This is a genomic window from Microcystis sp. M165S2 (assembly GCF_020245885.1).
Lineage (GTDB): Bacteria > Cyanobacteriota > Cyanobacteriia > Cyanobacteriales > Microcystaceae > Microcystis.
The window spans coordinates 1-20,823 of sequence record NZ_JADBTZ010000053.1; the positions used below are offsets into that span (position 1 = coordinate 1).

The window sequence follows — 20,823 nt, forward strand, 5'->3', positions numbered from 1 at the left end:
TCAAGACCTAATATCTTACAAGTGAGACTTTCTGACGAAGAACTAGAAAAACTAAAACGGTATGCTCAACAAAAACAAATTTCTGCTGCCGAAGTTGTCAGGGATTGGATTAAAAAGTTAAAGTAATCAAGCCGCCCTCCGCGACCCTAAAGGGCGGGGTTTTCAACCCAAATTTTCGATAAATCGGCCTCTTCTAGGTTAGCTCCCCGCATCGCGGCAGCTGCGAAAACTCCTCCGCGCAAATCCTGATGGGAAAAATCCCGATCTTGCAGCTGGGCAAAACTATAGTTAATCGTTTTATCTTGGGCCAAAGCCACCGGACGGGCCGCAAAAAGTAGCCAAAGAATCGCCAGTAAAATAATTAAAACCAGACTGAAAAAATTTTTCAACATTGTTACTGTTGAGCGTTGAAAAACTGGGCCGCATCATCACCCACCCGAACAGTTAGGTCTGAGTCTAAAGCACCAGTGGAGGATGATTCTACTTTACCGATTCCCAATTGATTTTTCAAGAGGTTAGCGGACTGAACATCACCTTTTTGAGCAATAATTGCCGTGGTTTCTAGCTTTTGGGAGGAGTCATCGCTAATATAAACATTTGTATAGCCCTGTTTGGCCAGATAATCACGAGTACGACGGGCTAAACCTTTGGTATGGGTGGCATTTTGAATGGCAATCCGCAGACTATAAACGGAGGTTTCTCTCCCAGAATAGTTATCGGTAAAATTATTAGCCACAATGGTTCTAATTTCGCGACGGTTCAAAATCCAATAACTGCGACCATCGTATTCCTCGAGGCTATTAAACCGGCCGGGGAGTAGGATCATTCTTAAGTCATCCCGTTTAATTTCCCGGCCAAAATTAGCGATAGCCAGCATTTCCTCGACGGTTAAATTCGTATCGATATATTGTTGTAAAACCTGTACTGCTTTCGGGAGACTGGGGAGAATTGTCGGACTAAAAATCTTTTGTTGTAGTGCTTTTAATAAAATTTGTTGTCTTTGTACGCGACCGATATCGCCGTATTGCGGGTTACGAAAACGGGCAAATTGTTCGGCTTGGTCGCCGTTGAGATTTTGCCAACCCTCTTGTAAATCAATTTCTAATTTTTGGGTGACATCTTTATGATACATTCGTTCGGGTACATAAACCTCTACACCCCCGACTAAATCGACTAATTCCTTAAAGGCATCGGTAGTCACCCGCACATAGCGATCAACGGCGACATCCCCTAAAGAATTACCGACCACTTCCGCCGCTAGAGTAGGTCCGCCGTGAACATTGGCATCGTTGATTTTAGTGAAACCGTGGCCGGGGATTCTGACGCGGCTATCGCGAGGGATAGACAACATTCTCACGGTTTTATCCGTAGGATCGAAGCGGACTAGGAGCATGGTATCGCTGCGACCTTTAAATACATCGTCGCTGTTTTTGGCATCTAAAACTCGATCGATGCCCATAACTAAAATATTAACAGGACGAGAAAGCTGCTGGTTAATTAAGCTATTCCAAGCTTGAGCCTCAAGGATGTCTGTTTGGTTGGGAAAAGTCGTTTTTTGGAAGATAGCGCCAATTGGTGCGGGTAAGGGACTAATTAAAGCGACGGCAGCCCCAACAGTGGCGGAAACTAGGGCGGTAAAACTGAGGGTTATTCCCCAAAATAAGCCCTTTTGCAGGGGAGATGCTTTTTTTAAACCGGACATGACTGAACTGACCACCGTGACGGTATTTTCTGAGTTTTGGCTGTATTCCTGCTTTTCAAACCGCCCCGAAACATTGGCCATGGACTAACCTCAACATCTGATTAAAAGCTTACTTTAGGATGTGACTGCTGATCCATAGAATCTATCTCTAGCGCAAAAGTTCCAGATCTTGGTCACTCCCCTCTCGCCGGCTATTGTAACATATTGTTAAGGAACTGGCTATAGAACCTATTTGGTATCTCTCTTGTGACGCTTCACGGGTAAGAATTACAGGTATTTTGGCTAATTCGCTCTAATCCATACTGGGTAATGATTTTGGGAAAGATACCAAATGGACTCTATAGTCCCTATCGGATTTACCCTCATACAGTTCAGCGAAACCTCGAAATTTTTTCTCAAAAAAGCTTGACAAAATCCCAAGACTTGACATATACTTTCTAGTATAATGGGAATCCGTGCCTGCCTGCGAACAGCTATTTTTTTAAAGAAAAAAAGGAGTCAGGGAAAATCAAGACTCCTTAACTGAAGACAGTTTATTTATGGAATTGGTGGAGTAGGTTGCGAAATTCCGGAAAACTAATCTGATTATCGCGACCGGTATCGGCCTGCTTTGACATAGCTTCGATTTCCTTGTCTGTCACCCCCGGTTTGATCGCCTCAATACAAGCTTTCAAATCCTCAAGGCTAATTTGTCCCGAACCATCACTATCAAATAGACAGAATCTTGCCAATAAAATTCTTTCCTGTTGATCACGATCGCTCTCACTACTAAAAGATAGACGATCAAAGACCTGAAAAGCGCGGGCGATATTCTGCCATAATTGATGGGCCAGAGGACGATGGAGAATGGTTTCCTCCTCCTGACTGGTAATTCTGTACTGGCGACGCAAAGACTCGACAGTTTCCGTTTCTGCGGCCGGCAATTCCGTCAACAAATGCTCGATCGCCTCCCTGGAACCCTTACCGGTCAACACTTCCAGTAATTCCGATCCCACCTTGTGATCGGGGTCTTTTTTCCATGTCACCAACAAACTTTCTAACAAAGCATCGCGATAGCTCTGCAAACGCAACCAATCCTCGCGACTATACTGCTTTTCTGGATCGAGAAGTTCGGCCGATTCCACACCCAACCCTGTTAAAATTGCCTGATGTTCGGCCTCGGTAATCGTCAACTCTAAGCGCATTTGTTCTAGGATTTCGAGGCTGTGGCCGAAGTCAGTATATCCCTGCTCCAAAGCCTCTTTTAACACGGCTTTATAGGCTTTTAAACCCTTCTGGTGGGTGAAATCCGGCAGTATCTTGGCCAACACATAGACTTCATCCGCGTGCAAAGCATCCAGCGATCGCCGATCGAGATATTTAGCCGTATCGAGATCGAGTTTACCTAACTGTTTACGCAATCTTCCCGCTAGTCCTTCCCGTTGGTAAAGACCCGGATTTCTTGTCCAAGTGCGATGTAACCATAAACTACTCAAAACCGCCGGTAAAATACTAGCGAAATAATGCCAAATTTCCGGCAAAAGATTAATCCAAGGACGACCAGCGAAAATAAAGAAGAAATTGAAAATCAGAAAAGTTCCGACAGCAAAGACTCGATGACGGATAATTTCGGTCGGTAAGGGTGACTTTTGGCGGATTCTATAGACTTTGTAGGCATTTTCAACTTTTTTACCGAGAAAGTAACCCAAAAAAGTGCAGATTGCCAAAGTCAAAGGGACAGCTACCAACTTCGGAATCGCAATTGCCTGACCTGCAAGGTAAAAACCCGGTTGAAAGAGGGATTCTAGTTGATTTTCATCGTGCGCCCAAGCTCCAGAGAAATAATAGTCCCAATTGCCAGAATAGAGATAATAATAGATAGAATAGCCAAAAACTAAGCCAAAATAACCGTAATAAAGCCATTGGCGCTCTCTCTTAGTAATCCCATCCCAATAGGATCTTTCCGCATCGATATCGATACAGGGACTCTGACAGGCAACACAGGCACTTTGTTCGCTACCATCTTCCCGGACAATACGACACATAGATTGAGTAATCCCACCGCGACTGTCTTCGTGAGCGGTACTATTCAGTAAACCCCTCGGTTCACCGTAAATCCTTTCAACTGGACTCATGGGACAGAAATAGTTACACCAAGATTTGCCCCCATACCAATAACCAACAAAGATCGCCACTAGAATAGTAAAGATTAAAAAGCTGCCTAAGACTAAGCGATCGGAATTATCAAAGAGAATCCGTCCGCATAAACCCAAAAATAACAGACTTAATTGTAGATAGAGATAATTCCGAGCTAACCAAGAGTTTTTCGGCACTTTATAGATTTCATAGCGGACTTTTCCCGATTTATCGGTCTGTTTTTTCTGACGCTGTTTACCCAAAGCGCGCGGTATTTGAGAAAGAAAGGATAAAGGACAGATACGCCGCCAGAGTTCGTGACCGAAAACTAATAAGATAAAAATGCTACTAGGAACCACTATTCCCCAAAAAATCGGCGCACCTAACTGATAGGAGGATTGGGGTAGGCAAACTCCCTGGACTTTAGTACACACATCGGGATCAACTCTCAGGGGACTAGCAAGATTATTGGGATCGGTTAATTGTGCCGAAATCGGGTCAAAAAACAGAGAAAATATCAGAATTAACCAAGCGATGGTAACAACCCATCGCAGATAGTGCATCGAACGTTCGGGAATTTGTGCAAACATGGATCTGGTAGTGACGTTGAAGATACTTTTAAGCGAGATTAGGGGTTCAATCCTCGAATTCTCAAGCTTTTACTTTAATAGCGGCGAAAAACTCTACTTTTTGACAGACTACATCACCGTTTTCTACCCCCGAGGAAATTCCCCTTCAGGCAGCAGGATGCGGCCTTGACAAATTAACAGTGATCCGGTAGGTGTGGGAAAATTGTCTTAAAATATTATCTACGCTGCTACTATCACTAAACTAGAACATTAAAGAGCGTATTGGCTTAATCCTTATAAAAAGTTAAAATTCTATGGCTGAAAGCTTGAACCATAAATCCGAAAAACCTTCTCCTCCTCCCGTCCCCCAAGAAAACCCTTGGCTAGAAGCAGTCAAAACCATTGTCACGGCTGGAATTTTGGCTTTTGGCATCCGCACTTTTGTGGCTGAGGCCCGTTATATTCCCTCTTCTTCCATGGAACCCACTCTCCAGATTAACGATCGCCTAATTATCGAGAAAGTTAGCTATCATTTTCAGAAGCCAGAACGGGGTGATATAGTGGTTTTTAGTCCGACAGCCGCTCTGAAAGCCCAAAATTTTCAGGATGCTTTTATTAAACGGGTGATTGGACTGCCGGGGGATAAGGTGCAAGTCAAAAACGGTCTAGTTTACGTCAATGGTAAAGCTTTAGCGGAAAAGTATATTGCCGAAGAACCTAATTATACTTTCGGACCAGTGACAGTTCCCCCCGATCAATATCTGGTTTTGGGCGATAATCGCAATAATAGTTATGATTCCCACGCTTGGGGCTTTGTTCCCCGGGAAAACTTAATCGGTCGCGCCGTGGTGCGTTTTTGGCCCTTCGATCGTCTGGGAGGACTTGACAACCCCGACGCTGCCACAAAATAGCATTAATGTCAAGAAAATAAATATAAAAATTCCCCCTAGTTTTAGGGGGACTTCGAGCATCTATTTGAACATATTACTCACGGAATTGTCCTCATGGATGCGCCATATTGCCTCACCCAGAATCGGGGCAACCGGCAAGACTTTCAGTTGCGGGAAAAGATGTTCTTGGGGGACGGGAATCGTGTTAGTAACGATCACTTCCTCGACTATACCACTGGATAAACGCTCGATCGCCGGACCAGAAAAAACCGGATGGGTGGCACAAGCATAAACCTGTCGCGCCCCCTTGGCTTTCAGTAACTGCGCCCCTTGAGCGATCGTACCAGCCGTATCGATCATATCATCGACTAAAACCGCCGTTTTATCCTTAACATCGCCGATCAAGTTCATCACTTCCGCCACATTATGGGTTTGCCGGCGTTTATCAATAATTGCTAGGGGAGCATCACTGAGTTTTTTGGCAAAAGCCCGCGCCCTGGCCACCCCACCCACATCGGGAGAAACCACGACGATATCGGGTAATTGTTTACTGAGAAGATAGTCCACCACCACTGGGGAACCGTAAACGTGATCGAAGGGAATATCGAAATAACCTTGAATTTGGGCTGAATGCAAATCCATGGCCAACACGCGACTTGCCCCCGCTTCCGTGATCAGATTAGCCACCAGTTTAGCGGCGATCGATTCCCGTCCGGCGGTTTTGCGATCGGCGCGAGCATAACCATAATAGGGAATTACGGCGGTAATTTGTCGGGCAGAAGCACGACGACAGGCATCAATCATGATCAACAATTCCATCAAATGATCGTTGACGGGATTGCAACAGGGTTGAATTAAATAGACATCACAGCCGCGGATCGATTCTTGAATCTGGATGTACAATTCACCATCGGCGAAACGTTTACGAATCATCGGACCCACATCCATGCCCAGATAACGGGCCACCTCTTGGGCAAGAGATACATTAGCGGATCCCGAAAAGAGACGGAGACGATTGCTGTCCGACGCGGCGGGAAACATCGGATGTCGCATCAAAGTAGCAGAATAGCTCACAGCAGATTCTTTACCCTCAAACTCAAGGCACTTTTTTCTATCATCTCAGTTTTGTTGAAAATCTGAGTGGATTTCTTTGTTAGATCTCGATCATAACCAATTGAGATCATCAACGTTTGGCTAACTTTTTCACCGGTAATTTACGCAGACGGATCGATTTCGGGGTAATTTCTACCAACTCATCCGGTCCGATGTATTCGAGGGCGCGTTCGAGACTCATATCCACGGGGGATTGTAACTGAACCAATTCATCCCCGGTGGCGGAACGATGGTTAGTTAACTGTTTAGTTTTGCAGATATTGATCTCCACGTCTTGGGGCCGGTTGCTTTCGCCGATAATCATGTTTTTATACACTTTTGTCCCCGGAGTAATAAAGAATACTCCCCGGTCCTCGGCGTTTTTGAGGGCGTAGAAAGTGGCGACTCCTTCCTCAAAGGCAGTAATCACGCCATTGTAACGGGTGGCTAATTCCCCGGAGAAAGGACGATATTCCAGAAAACTATGGTTCATAATCCCTTCACCGCGACTCAGACGGATAAATTCGCCCCGGAAACCGATTAAACCCCGGGCCGGAATCACGAATTCCAATTGAGTACGGCCATTGCTGCCCGTCTGCATATCCTGCATTTCCCCTTTCCGTTGGCCGAGACGTTCGATACTCGAACCCACCGCTTCTTCGGGTACATCTAAAACGAGGTATTCGTAGGGTTCGCAGGGTTGACCGTTAATTTCGCGGTAGATGACTTGCGGCTGCGATACTTGGAATTCGTAGCCTTCCCGACGCATGGTTTCAATGAGAATGCCTAAATGCAGTTCTCCCCGTCCCGAAACCAGGAATTTCTCGGCAGAATCACTTTCTTCCACCCGCAGAGCGACGTTAGTTTCTAATTCTCGCATTAGACGATCGCGAATTTGCCGCGAGGTGACAAAAGTGCCTTCCTGACCGGCAAAAGGAGAATCGTTCACCGAGAAGGTCATTTGTAGGGTCGGTTCATCGACTTTAATTAGGGGTAAAGCTTGCGGGTCATCGGCTAAAGTTACCGTTTCCCCGATGTTAGCGTCGGCAAAACCAGCCACAGCAACGATATTACCGGCGCTGGCTTCGTTTAGTTCCACCCGTTTGAGACCCTCAAAACCAAGAAGTTTTGTTATTTTACCCTTGACAATCGCGCCCGTATCCTTTACTAAAGCGGCCTGTTGACCGGCTTTAATTACGCCGTTGTGGATGCGGCCGATAACGATGCGTCCTAAGTATTCTGAGTAATCGAGGGTGGTTACTTGCAGCTGTAGGGGTTTGTTAACGTCCCCAGCCGGTGGTGGAACGTGGTGTAAAATCGCCTCAAAGAGGGGCTGCATATCTTTGTCTTCCTCTTCGAGACTTTCTTTGGCGAATCCTTGCATCCCCGAAGCGAACAGAGTAGTAAAATCACATTGGTCGTCATCGGCACCCAGTTCCACAAACAGATCGAAAACTTTGTCCACGGCTAGGTTAGGATCGACGTTAGGGCGATCGATTTTATTGACCACGACAATCGGTCTTAATCCCTTTTCTAGGGCTTTTTTCAGCACAAAACGGGTTTGGGGCATCGGCCCCTCGTTAGCATCGACAATCAGGATACAACCATCTACCATACCTAAAACCCGTTCCACTTCGCCACCAAAGTCGGCGTGACCGGGAGTATCGACGATGTTAATCAGGGTGTCTTGGTAACGAACGGCGGTGTTTTTGGCCAAGATGGTGATACCGCGTTCTCTTTCGAGGTCATTGGAATCCATGACGCAGGTGGGTACATCTTCCCCTTCTCGAAAGATTCCCGACTGTTTGAGGAGTGCATCGACGAGGGTGGTTTTCCCGTGGTCAACGTGAGCAATGATAGCAACGTTACGGATAGGCAGAGACATAAAATATTGAAGTAGTTTTAGGTTTATTTTTACAAGTAAACATTTCTTAATAATTCTAGCTTAGACTGACCAGCACCGTTAGCAAATCTTTATTTTTCCTTGGTTTCCCATCAGCAAGCTCTACTGCTTACTGTTGACAGACACAACAACAGGCCTCCCAAACCCTAAGCAAGCAACCCACCCTCGGAGGAGTCCAGACGATAGAAAAGACGACTGGAGGCGGGGGGTAGGGGTAAATTGAAGCTAGAGTGAAAATCCTCTTGCACTTTGTAGGTTAAGCGGGGGGAAACTTGGCGAACAATTTGCGTCAACAGTTTATCACCGGTTTTTTGGAGAATGGAACGGGGAATTTTATAAACAAACTTGGGAAACTTAACCATAACATCCATCTGTAGTTCCCAGGTGACTTGGGTGATAACCGCCGGAATATCCCGTCCCCGTTGCCGAAAAATTGCCTGAATTTCCCGACTAGGAGAAGATAGCGGCATTTCCTCTAGTTTCATAATTGCCTGATAATCCACTAGATAGCCCAAAAACGGTTGATCGGGAATGGGGACACTGCGAGTATGATAGACTCCATTGACGGGAGGATCAAGAACTACCGCAATCTTCGGCTCTAGTTCATAGCCAAAAGCTCCATATTTACCGATGGTGATAATATAACCATTGTCACCGAAGGGCAGAGTTTTCATCGGTTCGGCACAACGACAAAACCAACCTTCGTGAGCGCGGAGATAATCGGCAACCTTGTCCTGATTGCTATACATATCCATGCACCCGGCAAAATGGGTTTGAAAACCGAGAAATTGATTGTCTTCTTTGACTTCTACAGATTCGAGAGCTAGGGAGTTAATGGGGGGATGCTGCATGACTTAAAACCTGGAAAATGATAGTGCTAGAAACAGTTGGGGATTAACTGCCAAAGGATCAGGGAAATTTGTAGAATTGAGATTAGTGTAACGTATTGTTAAAAACCATGAGGTCAAGAAGCGATGAAAGCATTTGTAGCAGGAGCTACGGGGGAAACAGGACGGAGAATAGTTGCCCAATTAGTCGAACGTCAGATTCCCGTACGCGCTTTGGTGAGAAACCCAGAGAAAGCGGCAGAAATTTTGCCCGCAGGGGTGGAAATCGTCGTCGGAGATGTCCAACAGGCCGATAAGTTAGAGGCACTAATCGCTGATTGTAGCGTTTTACTATGCGCCACGGGAGCCAGACCGAGTTTTAATCCCACGGAACCTTTGTTAGTAGATTACTTGGGAACTAAAAATCTCATCGATGCCGCAAAAAAGAAAGGAATCGAGCATTTTGTTCTTGTTACTTCCCTCTGTGTATCCAACTTTTTCCACCCCCTCAATCTATTTTGGTTAATTTTATTCTGGAAAAAACAAGCGGAAGCCTATTTAATCAATAGTGGCTTAACCTATACGATTGTGCGCCCCGGCGGCCTTAAAAATGAGGATAATCTTAATGCAATTAAAATGTCATCCGCCGATACCCTTTCTGAGGGCAATATTCCCCGCACGAAAGTGGCTTCCGTTTGCGTAGAATCCCTATTTTATCCCGCCGCAAAAAACAAAATTATCGAAATTATTGCTCCCTCAGATGCTCCCAATCTCGATTGGACCCAATTGTTTCAAAGTGTCACCTAAACAGTAATCAGTGATCAGTAATCAGTGATCAGTAATCAGTAATCAGTAATCAGGGATAAAGATGAAGATAAATCAATAAATAATTAATTAAGTAGGTGGGTGGAATTAAATATAAGATGAACGTAGGTTGGGTTGAAGGATGAAACCCAACCCCCGCATGGGTTACGAAGTGCGCTAACCCATCCTACAAATAATTGTGCCTCCCTAATTAATTAACTTAGGCTCTCCTAGACAGCTTATAGCAAATTAGTAGTTTAAATGAGCCTAAACCCTTAAATAGCCTGGAATCCAACAAAGCAAAAAGCTTTTTTTATTAAAATTGCTTTTTTTAATTCTGGTGAGCCTTACTTGGCAAGGCTTGTGTCGGTTATTTTCTGCTAATATATCATAACTACTCTAGAAGAGTTTTAACTTAAAACTTACATCTGATAACTGGTAACTGATAACTGATAACTGATAACTGGTAACTGATAACTGATAATCCGTTAACCTCTTAACCAGTCAAATAATTGACCGAGGGTGATTTGAAAATTACTCGCAAAAGCGGGGACGGGTAAAAGAGCATTTTCTGATTCAAAAATAGCGATGGTTTTATCACTAAAATAAACAAAGATAATTTCTTCTTCAGGGTCGATTAACCAACCCATTTGAGTGCCGTGATCTAGACAATAAAGGATATTTTTAACAACTTTAGTCTGATTTTGGTCAGGAGAGAGAATTTCAATCAGCCAGTCAGGAGCGATCGCAAAAGTATTTAATACTTTTCCCTCGGCATCGCGGGGAATATTTTCCCAGAGAAAAACTGAAACATCAGGAACTAGAGAACGACTGCCAAAAGTACAACGCAATTCAGGATAGGCACGGGCAATTTGTTGGGGTTTTAGACTGGCGTTAATAGCCGGAACTAAATCACCTTGAATAGTGCTATGTTTACCTTGAGGCATGGGTTTAGGAATAATTTGACCATCAATAAATTCCTGGGAGGGTTTAGTTTCTGGTAATTGCAGAAATTCCCTTAGTGTCAGGGAATTATTAACAGTTACAACCATAAAATTTTTTTGTTGATCGTTATGATCGTTAATTTTATCGCAATTTCTCCAAGCAGAGAAGATCAAAAACAGTTATATAAAAATGTCCGTCATATCGCCGGGACAGGGTTGGGTTTGGTGGTAGTACAAAAATGCGTGGAACTACACGGAGACTCGATCGAAATTGCTATTATCCCTAGTAATGGAACCACTGTCACGATTTTATTACCGAAAGTGGCCTGAAAATAAAATCATTATATGCTAAAAGTTTTGAACGATATGGCGGAATTTTTCAAGCGTTGTCGCGGCCCAAATCGGCTTAAGCAATTAGCGCTGCTTTTTCTCCTGTGTCTAGCTTTCGTTGTCTGTAGTCCTAAAACGGCCTCAACTACGCCGGACAATTACATGACACTAACCCCCACAGCATTGACCAATAAGCTAGGCAATCCACTTTACCAACTCAGCCTTTACGGTAACGGGCAGTTAATCGCCGCTTACATGACCGTCGCCGGACGGGCGCATACTCAAAATTATAATCGCCATCAAGCCGGGACAGAAGCACCCTTGCCAGACGGGAAATATCGGGTAGCCAGAGAGCCTGTTCCAGGAACAATTCCAGAAGCAGGAGATCGTTTCCTCCCCATACAGCCTTTGTTTCGGACTCGTCGTTCAGCTTTGGGCATTCACTACGATCCGTCCTTTGAAAAACCCAATGGCGAAGACGGCACATCAGGGTGTATCGCCCTCACCAACCGAGCGGATCTCGACCAGGTGTTGAATTACGTTCGTACCTATCGACCTCAATATCTCGAAGTTAACATTCAGTAATTCACTCACTTACATTCTATGTAATCATCTTTTGAAAGCTCACCAGGCTGGGGACAAAACTGATTGATATCGACAGCATAACCCCCTCTAAGGTTCTGACTAGCCTCCTCTTTATTAGCGTAATTAATCACGGCTGTAAAATAAGAATCTCCGCGCTTAAAAATTGTTAAATTGTGCTGTTGTTTTTGAAAGGGATTTTTTTTGAGCTTTTCTAGATCGGATTTAGCATCCTTGATCGTACTAAATTTATTAGTTATAATTGCTCCAGTTCTACCCGGTATAATTTCTCCTCTCCTACAGTCATAATAACTTACACCTTTTAATACTGCTTTATTTTTATTTTCATTCCAGTCGGGACGACACCACTCTTGAAGATTAACGACAAAAGAGCCTCGAGAATATGTATTCTCGATTATTGATAGAGATTCCTTAGCATCTGATCGACTGGGAAATACAATAACACTGACATACCAGTTTCTACGTTTAAATAACTTGGCTTGGTTTTGATATTGAGACAATCTTCCCGCAAGTTGATCTGTTTCCCATTTTGCTTGTTGAATGTCTCTATCTGAACTATAAACAACCCCAAAGAAAGAATCATTAGATTTATTTTGAGAAGATGCTAAGTCAGCAAAACTTATACTTAACGTTAAAATAGTCAGGATAAAACGGTAGTAATATTGCATAGCTTTTAGCCTTTTTCGTCTTCGGATAATGGTCGTTTACAATCTTCCCCAGATTTAATGGGCAGCATTTTTGAGTCATTGTTGTTATTTTTTAATAGTTGCAATAATGACAATTTTGAAGATTTGTCTTTGTTATTTTGTTGAACTTGAGGTTCTTGTCCTTCAAGATAACACGCATTATTTAAATCAGTCTGTGGCGAAATTGTTATATCTTTAATATCAGTCTTGATGAGTTTTACACTTTCCATTTTAGCACCAGTCAAATCAACAGTTGTCAGAGTAGCATTACTCAAATCTGATCCCGTTAGGTCTGAATATGTTAAGTATACCTTCTCTAAATTAGCATTTGTCATATCAGCACCTCTGATTATTACTCCCTGTATAGTATCTTTGTCAATTAGTTGCCCATTCATGTCAAGGTTATCTATTTTTATTTTTTTGAGATTAGCGTTTTTTAAGTCAATTACTGGTTTGGGATCTTTATCTTTGATGTTCGCAGTTATTAATTTTGAATCAGCTAGATAAGTGATGACCTTACCCTTACGTTTTCCATCTAATTGATCTAAAACAGCGAAGGTTAACGCTTCGGCGATAGGGATAAACTCTGGTAACAATGGCGCTCCATCTGGATTTGGTTGAGAATCTTTTGATTTTGTTGTCTCTACTGATTTTTTTGTCTCTACAATTTTTGGTTGAGAATCTTTTGATTTTTTTGTCTCTACAATTAAAGTTTGCATTTTGGAAAAATAATCTTTTAAAAGTTCTTGCTGTTCTCCATCCTTAGCTATAGTTTCAGAAACAGAATTTAAATAGACAGCACCAAAAGCTAATATCAAAGGGACAATCAATAATTGTAACCAATCCCAGAAACTTTTTTTCTGGAAGCCAGACCACTTAAAGTTTGATATCCAGGTTGATATGATGATTACAGGCAGCGAGATTAACGCCCCTGAAAGCAACCATTTTATCCAGGGTTGATCACTTCCAGATTCACCGCTTATCAAAGCAATGGCAAAGACTATCCAAAAAATAAATATACCCAAGAATATATATACCCAATTTTTTCCTTTCTCGAAGAAATCTCTAATTATATTATGTTTAAGTTGCGGTGATTGCTGCTTCAGATAGCTGGCAAAATCTATATCAATTGGTTCTCTATCTTTGTCTGTTCCAGCTTCGTCATCAGTGAATATCAGAAAAGCCAGAGCTTTGCCATTTATTTTTTTTTTCGATGAATTTTCTGGCAAATCATTCAACCATCTTAAGGAATACTTTAGTCGTTCAATAATCTCATCACTTTCGAAGGGCGAATAAATCCCAGGAACTCCTCTGATATCAAGATTGCGATGTTCGATAATATCATGTTCGATAATATCATGTCGTTTTAGTATTTGCAGTTCCTTAGCTTCTATCGTTCCTATGTTAAAGAAGTGTGTATTTGATAAGCCGATTCCGTAATGCCAAAGTTCCTTCTCTTGTTCCCACCATTTGACAAGCTTGCCATAGTATTCACTATCTGGATTAACGGTTTCTTCAATGCGTATAATTAATCGTGCGATTTCTGAAGCTGTCATAAATATCCTTAGTGGTGCAGAAAACCCATGAAAGACTGGCTGTACAAGGAGTCCGAATTAGATAGCGGGTTGGCAGGAGGAAAAACTTTATGAGATGCTTAAGTTCCGCAACTAAAAGACATCGCTAGGTCAGCCTTTATCTTTGTATCTTAAACTATTTGAACAACTAAGTCAATCAGGGTAAGCGCTTCTTAACAATCCTTGACAAAATGAACTTTATGTGGGTTGCTTATCCCATTTTTCTTTATTTGTGGCCGGCATCCTACACGCTTTTCCCTTTCTGGGAGAGGGGTTGGTTATGAGGGTAATTAACCATCTCTGCCATTACTTTAGAAAAATGGTATTATTGCCTTTTGTCAACGGGGAAGTCCAGATATTCAGCCAACCCTCAATACATCGGAGCGAGAATTATTCTCAATGAGAGGAAAACTTCCAAAGAAGAAATCAGGAAAGACCTCCCACACGGGCATATTCTAAAATTGACTGGCTGAGAGCATCGCGATCATCGCCGGTGAGGTAATAACTCCGGCCGCCGATATCATTGAGAAATCGCAGTAGGGCAAGACAAGCAGACTCTAGATCCGCCCGGTGTCGGGCAGCCGCTAAAGCTTGTTCCGAGGTGGCATAAACTAGGCGATTGCTAATTCCTTCTCTGCCATCCACTCGCCAACATTGAAAAGAATAACCCTGCATTTCTAGGATCAATTCAATCTGCCAGCCGTGATAGTCAAATCGCGTGTAAATCATGTCAAGCTGCCCCGTTTAGGAGAGGAGAGTCACAGGTTTGACCGATCTGATTGTCTTAGAAGCTCTGCACCTGTCTAACTCTCTAATTTAACGGGTGATTATGGAAACCCTCTGCAAACTTCGTGCAGATTTCGTGCAGAAATGATTTTGTCCACTGTCTAAAGGCAGATATTACCTTAAACGATAACCGAGACCGTGAACGGTTTCAATAAAGTCTTCCGGCGCTCCCAGGGATTTTAGCTTGTGACGAAGACCGCGAATATGGGAAGTAACGGTTTCCTCGGCCGGAGAATCGTCCAAAGACCAAACTCGCTCAATAATACCCGATCGACTTAAGACCCGGCGTCCATGGGTAACAAGTAATTCTAAGAGAGCGAATTCCTTGGGGGTGAGGGAAAGAAGTTGACCGTTATAGCTGGCCTCGTGGGTGCTGGGATTTAACTGCAAACCCCCCCAAGATAATAAAACACTGCTGGTGCTGCTACCACGTCGGATCAAGGCCCGAATCCGCGCCATTAATTCCCCCAAATCGAAGGGTTTAGTGACATAATCATCGGCCCCTGCGTCTAATCCGTCAATTTTATCGATTACCGTATCCCTTGCGGTCAATAATAGGACGGGAACGGTGGCATTAGCAAAGACGGGATGATGGGATTCCGCTCGTCGCAGACGTTGACAGAGCAAAGTTCCGCTTAATTTTGGCAGGGTGACATCGAGAACTAAAAGGTCATATTTGCCTAATTCTAGCCAATTCCAGCCTTCTTCTCCGTCTCTAGCCACATCGACAACGTATTGTCGCTCGCTCAAGGCCTCTCGCAAAATCTCGGCTAGTTGCATATCATCTTCTACTACTAAAATTCGCATGGTCTAGACATAGAGTAAGCTGGAAATAGCGTCGGTTTGCTGCTGATGAATTGGCTCAAACAAGGAAAATGGATCGCGGGAGGTTTCGGGCTAACTGTTTTACTGATGGGAACTATTAGCCTAGTTTCCTATCGCAATACCCTCGCCCTGCGTCAGCGCGCTGCCGAGGTGGAAGTTACCTACGAGATCATCGATAATCTCAGTAATCTTTACGCTAACATGGCCGTGGCCGAATCGGGAAGAAGGGGTTATATTAAAACTGGCAGCCCCAGTGAATTGGGCCGTCATCGTCGGGCGATCGCTTTGATGCAATCTAACTGGCAACTCTTGGCCAAACAACTAGAAAACGGCACAGATTTCGAGCGGGAAATGGTGGCTCAGATCGGGGATTTAATGTATCGGCGAATTGCTTTATTTAATCAATCGATCGCCACCTATAAACCCGATCAGTCCGATGATATTTCTCAAGATGCAATCACGGTTAAAAGTGTCGAGTTCCGGGATAAGTTTCAAAATCTTCTTACCTATTTACAAGCTAGTCAGAAAAGGAATTTAAGAATTAGCATCGCTAGTTCTAGGGATAGTATACGCGAAAATTCTCTGTTGGTTTTACTGGGAACTTTTATCAGTTTTGTGATTATTTGCGGAGTTTATATTTTAGTTTTTTGGCAAGAGAAACGGCGACAGAAAAGTGAGAAAATCCACCAGTTATTACTACAAGAAAAAGAACTTTCCGATCTAAAAATACAGCTTTTTTCCATGATATCTCATGAGTTTAGAACCCCTTTAACCGTTATTTTTTCTGCCTCGCAGTTATTAGAAAATGGCTTAAAAGATGCCGATCAGTCGAGCAGAAAAAACCTATATAGAATCCAGTCTTCTGTCAAGCTAATGAATCAATTCTTAACAGATATTTTGATTTTAACAAGGGCAGAATCTGGGAATCTCAGTTGTCAACTAGAGCCGCTCGATATTGAAGCTTTTTGTTTAAATTTAGTCGAGGATTTTCAATTTATCAATAAAAATAATACCCCGATTAAATTTGTCAGTCAGGGATTGATGATTCGTCCTTATCTAGATGAGAAACTGCTCTACTCGATTTTAAGTAATTTACTCTTAAATGCGATTAAATATTCCCCCACGGGAGCAGGGATTAGTTTGATTTTGGGGAAAGATAGCGATCGCATTGTTTTTCAAGTCCGGGATCATGGTATCGGCATTGCCGAGGAAGATAGAGGTAAGATCTATGAACCCTTTTATCGGGGTCAGAATGTGGAAAATATTATCGGCACGGGATTGGGGTTAGCAGTGGTTAAAAAATGCGTCGAACTCCACCGCGGCGAAATCGCCCTAGATAGCCAAGTGGATAAGGGAACAAGCTTTACCGTCAAACTGCCCATTTCACCCTAGTTCCAGCTTGAGCAGCCCAAAGATTACAAAATGTAACTTTCTTTCTTTCGAAACAGGACGAAAGCAACGAAGAATTTTTATCTTCTAGATTAATCGATCGCAAAGTCCAATCTCGATCGACCCTGAAACCGTCACCAGTGCCTGATCGCAGCTGGAATTAGTCCCGAATCAACTCACTCCGGGTTGATGGCATCGAAATTTTAGGCAAAAATAGGGCTTTTACAGCCCAAAAAGCCTATATTTTGACTATTTACCTCCGGTTGACCCCTGACTAAAGGAAAGATTTTTGATTTTTGCAGCCGGTTGACTCTCATGAAGAACTGGTAACAGTTTCCTGATAGGATAAGGTGACTTGGGATTAACTTATGGTATCGAAAAATATGTCTCTAAAACCTTACATTTCTCGCTTATTAGCTTTGGTTCTCGTCCTTGTCATCGGATTGATGGGTTGTTCTAGTAGTTCGGGGTTAACAGGCAATTATGGACAGGATACCCTGACGGTGATTGAAACTTTAACCACAACCCTTGATTTAGTCAAAGATGACCCGAATAAAGCGGCAGTTGAGTCGCAAGCAAAGGAACAAATCAACAATTACATCTCCCTCTACCGACGAGATAAAAAATCCGGGGGTTTGCGTTCTTTCACTACTATGCAAACAGCCTTAAACTCTCTAGCTGGTTATTATACCGCCTACGGTTCCCGTCCCATCCCCGACAAACTCAAACAACGTTTAAAACAAGAATTTAAACAGGTACAATTCTCTCTCCAGAAAGGAATTTAGATACAGTGATCAGTGATCAGTTATCAGTGATCAGTGATCAGTGATCAGTTATCAGTGATCAGTTATCAGTGCAACTCGACCTAATATTATAAGCTGTACTGAATTTAAACTGCGTCTTGGAAATTTTAGTACAAATGCTCGAACTTCCTCTCCCTACTCCCAACTCCGGCACTCCAGTGCAGTCTTAACGAGTAATTTAGATAGTCAACAGCTGGGTGGGATTGTTAAGTGACTGGTATTAAGTGCGAGTAACAGTGCTGTCTTTTCCCTGATTACTGATTACTGATTACTGTTCACTGAAATGACTCTGGCAAAATCGGGCCAAATCCGGTTAGACTAGAAATACAAAGCGTATTATAAAAAACTACAAAATTGATTGAAGACGAAACCCTAGAATTATTGGAATGGCCGCGGCTATGTCAACACCTAGCTACTTTTGCAGCGACTAAACTCGGTGCGATCGCAATTCGTCAATTGCCGTTACCAGAAAGCAAAGAGGAAAGTTTAAACCTACTCTGCCAAACCAAAGAAGTTTATAGCTTAGAACAAAAATTAGATAGTCGTCTTTCCTTTGATGGGATTACCGACATCGGAGATGCCCTAGAAAGGGCGCATCTGGGGGGGTTATTATCGGGACAGGAACTTTTAAATATTGCCACGACTTTAGCGGGAGTGCGACGTTTACGGCGTTTAATTGACGAACAGGAAGATATACCAGTTTTAAAAGAGTTAGTAGCGGAAATTCGCACCTATCCAGAGATAGAACAGGAAATACACCGTTGTATCGATGAAGATGGCCGGATATCCGATCGCGCTAGTCCCCAATTACGGGAAATTCGGGGACAAATGAAGGTGATTAAAGAGCGAATTTACCGAAAATTACAGGATATCATCCAAAAACAGGGCGGTGCCATCCAAGAAGCGGTCATTACCCAAAGAAGCGACCGCTGGGTGATTCCCGTCAAAGCAGCGCAAAAAGAGCAAATACCCGGGATAATTCACGATACTTCCAGCACAGGGGCGACTTTTTACATTGAACCTCACTCTATCGTTGACCAAGGCAATCAACTGCGGCAATATCGTCGTCAGGAACAAATCGAAGAAGAAAAAATCCTCCGGCAGTTAAGTAATACGATCGCCGAAGCTTTTGAGGATTTAGAATATTTACTAGCGATCGCTACTAGGCTCGATCTGGCCACCGCTAGGGCCCGTTACAGTTTATGGTTAGAGGGTAATCCCCCCCGCTTTATCGATAGTCCAGAAACGATTACTTTGCGGAATTTGCGTCATCCTTTGCTCTGGTGGCAAAAACACCACGAACAGGGGGGGGAGGTCGTACCAATAAATGTGCAGATTACCCCAGAAATTCGCGTTGTTGCCATCACCGGACCAAATACCGGCGGAAAAACCGTTACTTTAAAAACCCTCGGATTAGCGGCTTTAATGGCGAAAGCGGGCTTGTTTATTCCGGCCCGGGAACCGGTAGAGATACCCTGGTTTGATCGCGTTTTAGCCGATATCGGGGATGAACAGTCTTTGCAACAGAGTTTATCGACTTTTTCGGGTCACATTCGCCGGATTGTTCGCATTTTAGCGGCTTTAAATTCTCGTTCCTTGGTTTTACTCGATGAGGTGGGAGCAGGTACGGATCCGGCCGAAGGGAGTCCTTTAGCGATCGCTATTTTACAATACCTCGCCGATCATAGTTTACTAACGGTGGCTACCACTCACTACGGGGAATTAAAAGCGTTAAAGTATCGAGATTCTCGCTTTGAAAATGCCTCGGTAGAGTTTGATGATCGCACTCTTTCCCCCACTTATCGACTATTATGGGGCATTCCGGGGCGTTCTAATGCTTTAACTATTGCCCAGCGTTTGGGATTAAGTCCCGAAATTGTGGCCGAAGCGAGAAATCATCTGGGGGGGTTATCGGAGGAGATAAATCAAGTAATTGCGGGTTTGGAAGCGCAAAGACGGGAACAGGAGTCAAAAGCTAAAGAGGCAAGTCAATTGCTCCAACAAACGGAGAAATTTTATACAGAGGTGTCCACGCGGGCCAATTCTCTACAGGAGAGAGAGCGAGAATTAAAGCGTTATCAGGATCAGGAGCTACAAAAGGCTTTATTATCGGCAAAAGCAGAGATTAATGACGTTATTCGCCGATTGCAATCAGGAACAAAAACTGGTAAGGATGCCCAAAAAGCCACCGAGGAATTAACTGCGATCGCAGAAAGGGTATTACCAAAAACGGAAAAAACTAAGGTTAATTATCGTCCGCAAGTGGGGGAAAGGGTACGCTTGCCCAATTTGGGACAAACTGCCGAAGTTTTAGCAATTTCACCGGAATCAGAGGAGATTTCCCTGCGTTTCGGTATGATGAAGATGACCCTACCCTTAGATCAGATCGAGTCTTTGGATGGTCAAAAAGTGGAAACTGCGCCAAAACCTGTCAAAAATGTGCCACAAACTCCCACAAAACCCCAGGAGACTCCTTTAATTCGTACTGCTAATAATACCGTCGATATTCGCGGTTCAAGGGTGGCAGAGTCAGAAACGGATATCGAACAGGCGATCGTCCGTGCCACCCCCTCGGGTATATTATGGATTATTCACGGTAAAGGTACGGGGAAATTGCGTCAAGGTGTTCACGATTTTTTATCCCGTCATCCCCAGATAAAACGCTTTCAATTAGCACCCCAAAATGAGGGCGGTTCGGGGGTAACTATCGCTTATTTAACTTAGGATTTGCCGAATAGGTTTTTTGTCGGGTTAGAAGTCAGGAGTCAGTATTCAGGAGACAGGAGTCGGTCGTCGGTCGTCAGGAGATTATTTTTATTTATTCTTCCCATCCCCCCACTTCCCTAGGGCTGTTTCATTCTCCCATCAGAATATCAAAAGTAAAAGCGATCACTGTCAGGTAAAATGAAAAGTGACCGCCAACTTTTAAAATATATGTTGAGCTTAATAGAAAAACTGAAACAAGTCAAGGACTTTCGGAA

The 20,823-nt window shown here is 43.5% G+C and carries 17 protein-coding genes and 1 pseudogene; 7 read left to right on the forward strand and 11 right to left on the reverse strand.

Translation table 11 applies throughout. The features are described from left to right. Window positions 1-176: 176 nt before the first annotated feature. The 3 genes and pseudogenes from IM479_RS02885 to IM479_RS02895 form a co-directional block, all read right to left on the reverse strand. A pseudogene (locus IM479_RS02885) lies at window positions 177-392 on the reverse strand (pentapeptide repeat-containing protein); the annotation flags it as partial. A 2-nt stretch (window positions 393-394) separates the two neighbouring features. Then, window positions 395-1,783 (reverse strand): LCP family protein, encoded by a 1,389-nt coding sequence (locus IM479_RS02890; RefSeq protein WP_287699155.1) that lies wholly within the window; start codon window positions 1,781-1,783, stop codon window positions 395-397. A 452-nt stretch (window positions 1,784-2,235) separates the two neighbouring features. Next, window positions 2,236-4,407 (reverse strand): EF-hand domain-containing protein, encoded by a 2,172-nt coding sequence (locus IM479_RS02895; protein WP_287685682.1) that lies wholly within the window; start codon window positions 4,405-4,407, stop codon window positions 2,236-2,238. Between the two features lie 293 nt (window positions 4,408-4,700). On the opposite strand from IM479_RS02895, the gene lepB reads away from it, so the two are divergent. After that, a complete protein-coding gene (gene lepB, locus IM479_RS02900) occupies window positions 4,701-5,297 on the forward strand; it encodes a signal peptidase I (protein ID WP_287685684.1) in 597 nt (198 codons plus the stop codon). A gap of 60 nt (window positions 5,298-5,357) precedes the next feature. Here lepB and IM479_RS02905 read toward each other — a convergent pair whose 3' ends face one another. From IM479_RS02905 to IM479_RS02915, 3 genes are all read right to left on the reverse strand, one after another. Next, on the reverse strand, window positions 5,358-6,329 hold the full coding sequence (locus tag IM479_RS02905; RefSeq protein ID WP_079207867.1) for a ribose-phosphate pyrophosphokinase: 972 nt from the start codon (window positions 6,327-6,329) through the stop codon (window positions 5,358-5,360). A gap of 130 nt (window positions 6,330-6,459) precedes the next feature. Then, window positions 6,460-8,253: a translational GTPase TypA gene (gene typA / locus IM479_RS02910; RefSeq protein WP_287077407.1), complete on the reverse strand. Its 1,794-nt coding sequence runs from the start codon at window positions 8,251-8,253 to the stop codon at window positions 6,460-6,462. Window positions 8,254-8,417: 164 nt separating this feature from the next. Continuing rightward, the gene (locus IM479_RS02915; RefSeq protein ID WP_286827248.1) at window positions 8,418-9,122 is read right to left on the reverse strand and encodes a DUF1997 domain-containing protein; all 705 of its coding nucleotides are present in this window, start codon (window positions 9,120-9,122) and stop codon (window positions 8,418-8,420) included. 123 nt (window positions 9,123-9,245) lie between these two features. On the opposite strand from IM479_RS02915, the gene IM479_RS02920 reads away from it, so the two are divergent. Continuing rightward, a complete protein-coding gene (locus IM479_RS02920) occupies window positions 9,246-9,905 on the forward strand; it encodes an SDR family oxidoreductase (protein WP_287685686.1) in 660 nt (219 codons plus the stop codon). A 485-nt stretch (window positions 9,906-10,390) separates the two neighbouring features. Here IM479_RS02920 and IM479_RS02925 read toward each other — a convergent pair whose 3' ends face one another. Further along, window positions 10,391-10,954, reverse strand: coding sequence for a Uma2 family endonuclease (locus tag IM479_RS02925; protein ID WP_287685688.1), 564 nt, complete (start codon window positions 10,952-10,954; stop codon window positions 10,391-10,393). A gap of 21 nt (window positions 10,955-10,975) precedes the next feature. Here IM479_RS02925 and IM479_RS02930 point away from each other — a divergent pair, with 21 nt between their 5' ends. Together IM479_RS02930 and IM479_RS02935 are read left to right on the forward strand one after the other, a co-directional pair. Continuing rightward, a complete protein-coding gene (locus IM479_RS02930) occupies window positions 10,976-11,176 on the forward strand; it encodes an ATP-binding protein (protein ID WP_287685690.1) in 201 nt (66 codons plus the stop codon). A 162-nt stretch (window positions 11,177-11,338) separates the two neighbouring features. Beyond that, complete coding sequence (locus IM479_RS02935; protein WP_287685692.1) at window positions 11,339-11,761, forward strand: L,D-transpeptidase; 423 nt, start codon at window positions 11,339-11,341, stop codon at window positions 11,759-11,761. Between the two features lie 5 nt (window positions 11,762-11,766). Here the strand turns inward: IM479_RS02935 and IM479_RS02940 are convergent, their stop codons facing one another. The 4 genes from IM479_RS02940 to IM479_RS02955 all read right to left on the reverse strand — a co-directional run bounded on the left by IM479_RS02940 (window position 11,767) and on the right by IM479_RS02955 (window position 15,632). Further along, complete coding sequence (locus IM479_RS02940) at window positions 11,767-12,447, reverse strand: hypothetical protein (RefSeq protein WP_287685694.1); 681 nt, start codon at window positions 12,445-12,447, stop codon at window positions 11,767-11,769. 5 nt (window positions 12,448-12,452) lie between these two features. After that, window positions 12,453-14,021 carry a pentapeptide repeat-containing protein gene (locus tag IM479_RS02945; protein WP_287685696.1) on the reverse strand — a complete coding sequence of 523 codons (1,569 nt, stop codon included), beginning with the start codon at window positions 14,019-14,021 and terminating at the stop codon, window positions 12,453-12,455. A 444-nt stretch (window positions 14,022-14,465) separates the two neighbouring features. After that, complete coding sequence (locus IM479_RS02950) at window positions 14,466-14,768, reverse strand: hypothetical protein (RefSeq protein ID WP_287685698.1); 303 nt, start codon at window positions 14,766-14,768, stop codon at window positions 14,466-14,468. 171 nt (window positions 14,769-14,939) lie between these two features. Next, window positions 14,940-15,632 carry a response regulator transcription factor gene (locus IM479_RS02955; RefSeq protein ID WP_287685699.1) on the reverse strand — a complete coding sequence of 231 codons (693 nt, stop codon included), beginning with the start codon at window positions 15,630-15,632 and terminating at the stop codon, window positions 14,940-14,942. Between the two features lie 45 nt (window positions 15,633-15,677). On the opposite strand from IM479_RS02955, the gene IM479_RS02960 reads away from it, so the two are divergent. The 3 genes from IM479_RS02960 to IM479_RS02970 all read left to right on the forward strand — a co-directional run bounded on the left by IM479_RS02960 (window position 15,678) and on the right by IM479_RS02970 (window position 20,566). Continuing rightward, window positions 15,678-17,042, forward strand: coding sequence for a sensor histidine kinase (locus tag IM479_RS02960; RefSeq protein ID WP_287685701.1), 1,365 nt, complete (start codon window positions 15,678-15,680; stop codon window positions 17,040-17,042). A gap of 380 nt (window positions 17,043-17,422) precedes the next feature. After that, complete coding sequence (gene psb27 / locus IM479_RS02965) at window positions 17,423-17,824, forward strand: photosystem II protein Psb27 (protein ID WP_287685703.1); 402 nt, start codon at window positions 17,423-17,425, stop codon at window positions 17,822-17,824. Between the two features lie 372 nt (window positions 17,825-18,196). After that, on the forward strand, window positions 18,197-20,566 hold the full coding sequence (locus tag IM479_RS02970; RefSeq protein ID WP_287685705.1) for an endonuclease MutS2: 2,370 nt from the start codon (window positions 18,197-18,199) through the stop codon (window positions 20,564-20,566). The last annotated feature ends 257 nt before the right edge of the window (window positions 20,567-20,823 follow it).

Bases quoted from the DNA above. Each gene is read 5' to 3' on its own strand.
- IM479_RS02890 (WP_287699155.1), bottom strand. From the start codon at position 1,783: ATGGCCAATGTTTCGGGGCGGTTTGAAAAGCAGGAATACAGCCAAAAC.
- IM479_RS02895 (WP_287685682.1), bottom strand. From the start codon at position 4,407: ATGTTTGCACAAATTCCCGAACGTTCGATGCACTATCTGCGATGGGTT.
- lepB (WP_287685684.1), top strand. From the start codon at position 4,701: ATGGCTGAAAGCTTGAACCATAAATCCGAAAAACCTTCTCCTCCTCCC.
- IM479_RS02905 (WP_079207867.1), bottom strand. From the start codon at position 6,329: ATGCGACATCCGATGTTTCCCGCCGCGTCGGACAGCAATCGTCTCCGT.
- typA (WP_287077407.1), bottom strand. From the start codon at position 8,253: ATGTCTCTGCCTATCCGTAACGTTGCTATCATTGCTCACGTTGACCAC.
- IM479_RS02915 (WP_286827248.1), bottom strand. From the start codon at position 9,122: ATGCAGCATCCCCCCATTAACTCCCTAGCTCTCGAATCTGTAGAAGTC.
- IM479_RS02920 (WP_287685686.1), top strand. From the start codon at position 9,246: ATGAAAGCATTTGTAGCAGGAGCTACGGGGGAAACAGGACGGAGAATA.
- IM479_RS02925 (WP_287685688.1), bottom strand. From the start codon at position 10,954: ATGGTTGTAACTGTTAATAATTCCCTGACACTAAGGGAATTTCTGCAA.
- IM479_RS02930 (WP_287685690.1), top strand. From the start codon at position 10,976: ATGATCGTTAATTTTATCGCAATTTCTCCAAGCAGAGAAGATCAAAAA.
- IM479_RS02935 (WP_287685692.1), top strand. From the start codon at position 11,339: ATGACACTAACCCCCACAGCATTGACCAATAAGCTAGGCAATCCACTT.
- IM479_RS02940 (WP_287685694.1), bottom strand. From the start codon at position 12,447: ATGCAATATTACTACCGTTTTATCCTGACTATTTTAACGTTAAGTATA.
- IM479_RS02945 (WP_287685696.1), bottom strand. From the start codon at position 14,021: ATGACAGCTTCAGAAATCGCACGATTAATTATACGCATTGAAGAAACC.
- IM479_RS02950 (WP_287685698.1), bottom strand. From the start codon at position 14,768: ATGATTTACACGCGATTTGACTATCACGGCTGGCAGATTGAATTGATC.
- IM479_RS02955 (WP_287685699.1), bottom strand. From the start codon at position 15,632: ATGCGAATTTTAGTAGTAGAAGATGATATGCAACTAGCCGAGATTTTG.
- IM479_RS02960 (WP_287685701.1), top strand. From the start codon at position 15,678: ATGAATTGGCTCAAACAAGGAAAATGGATCGCGGGAGGTTTCGGGCTA.
- psb27 (WP_287685703.1), top strand. From the start codon at position 17,423: ATGTCTCTAAAACCTTACATTTCTCGCTTATTAGCTTTGGTTCTCGTC.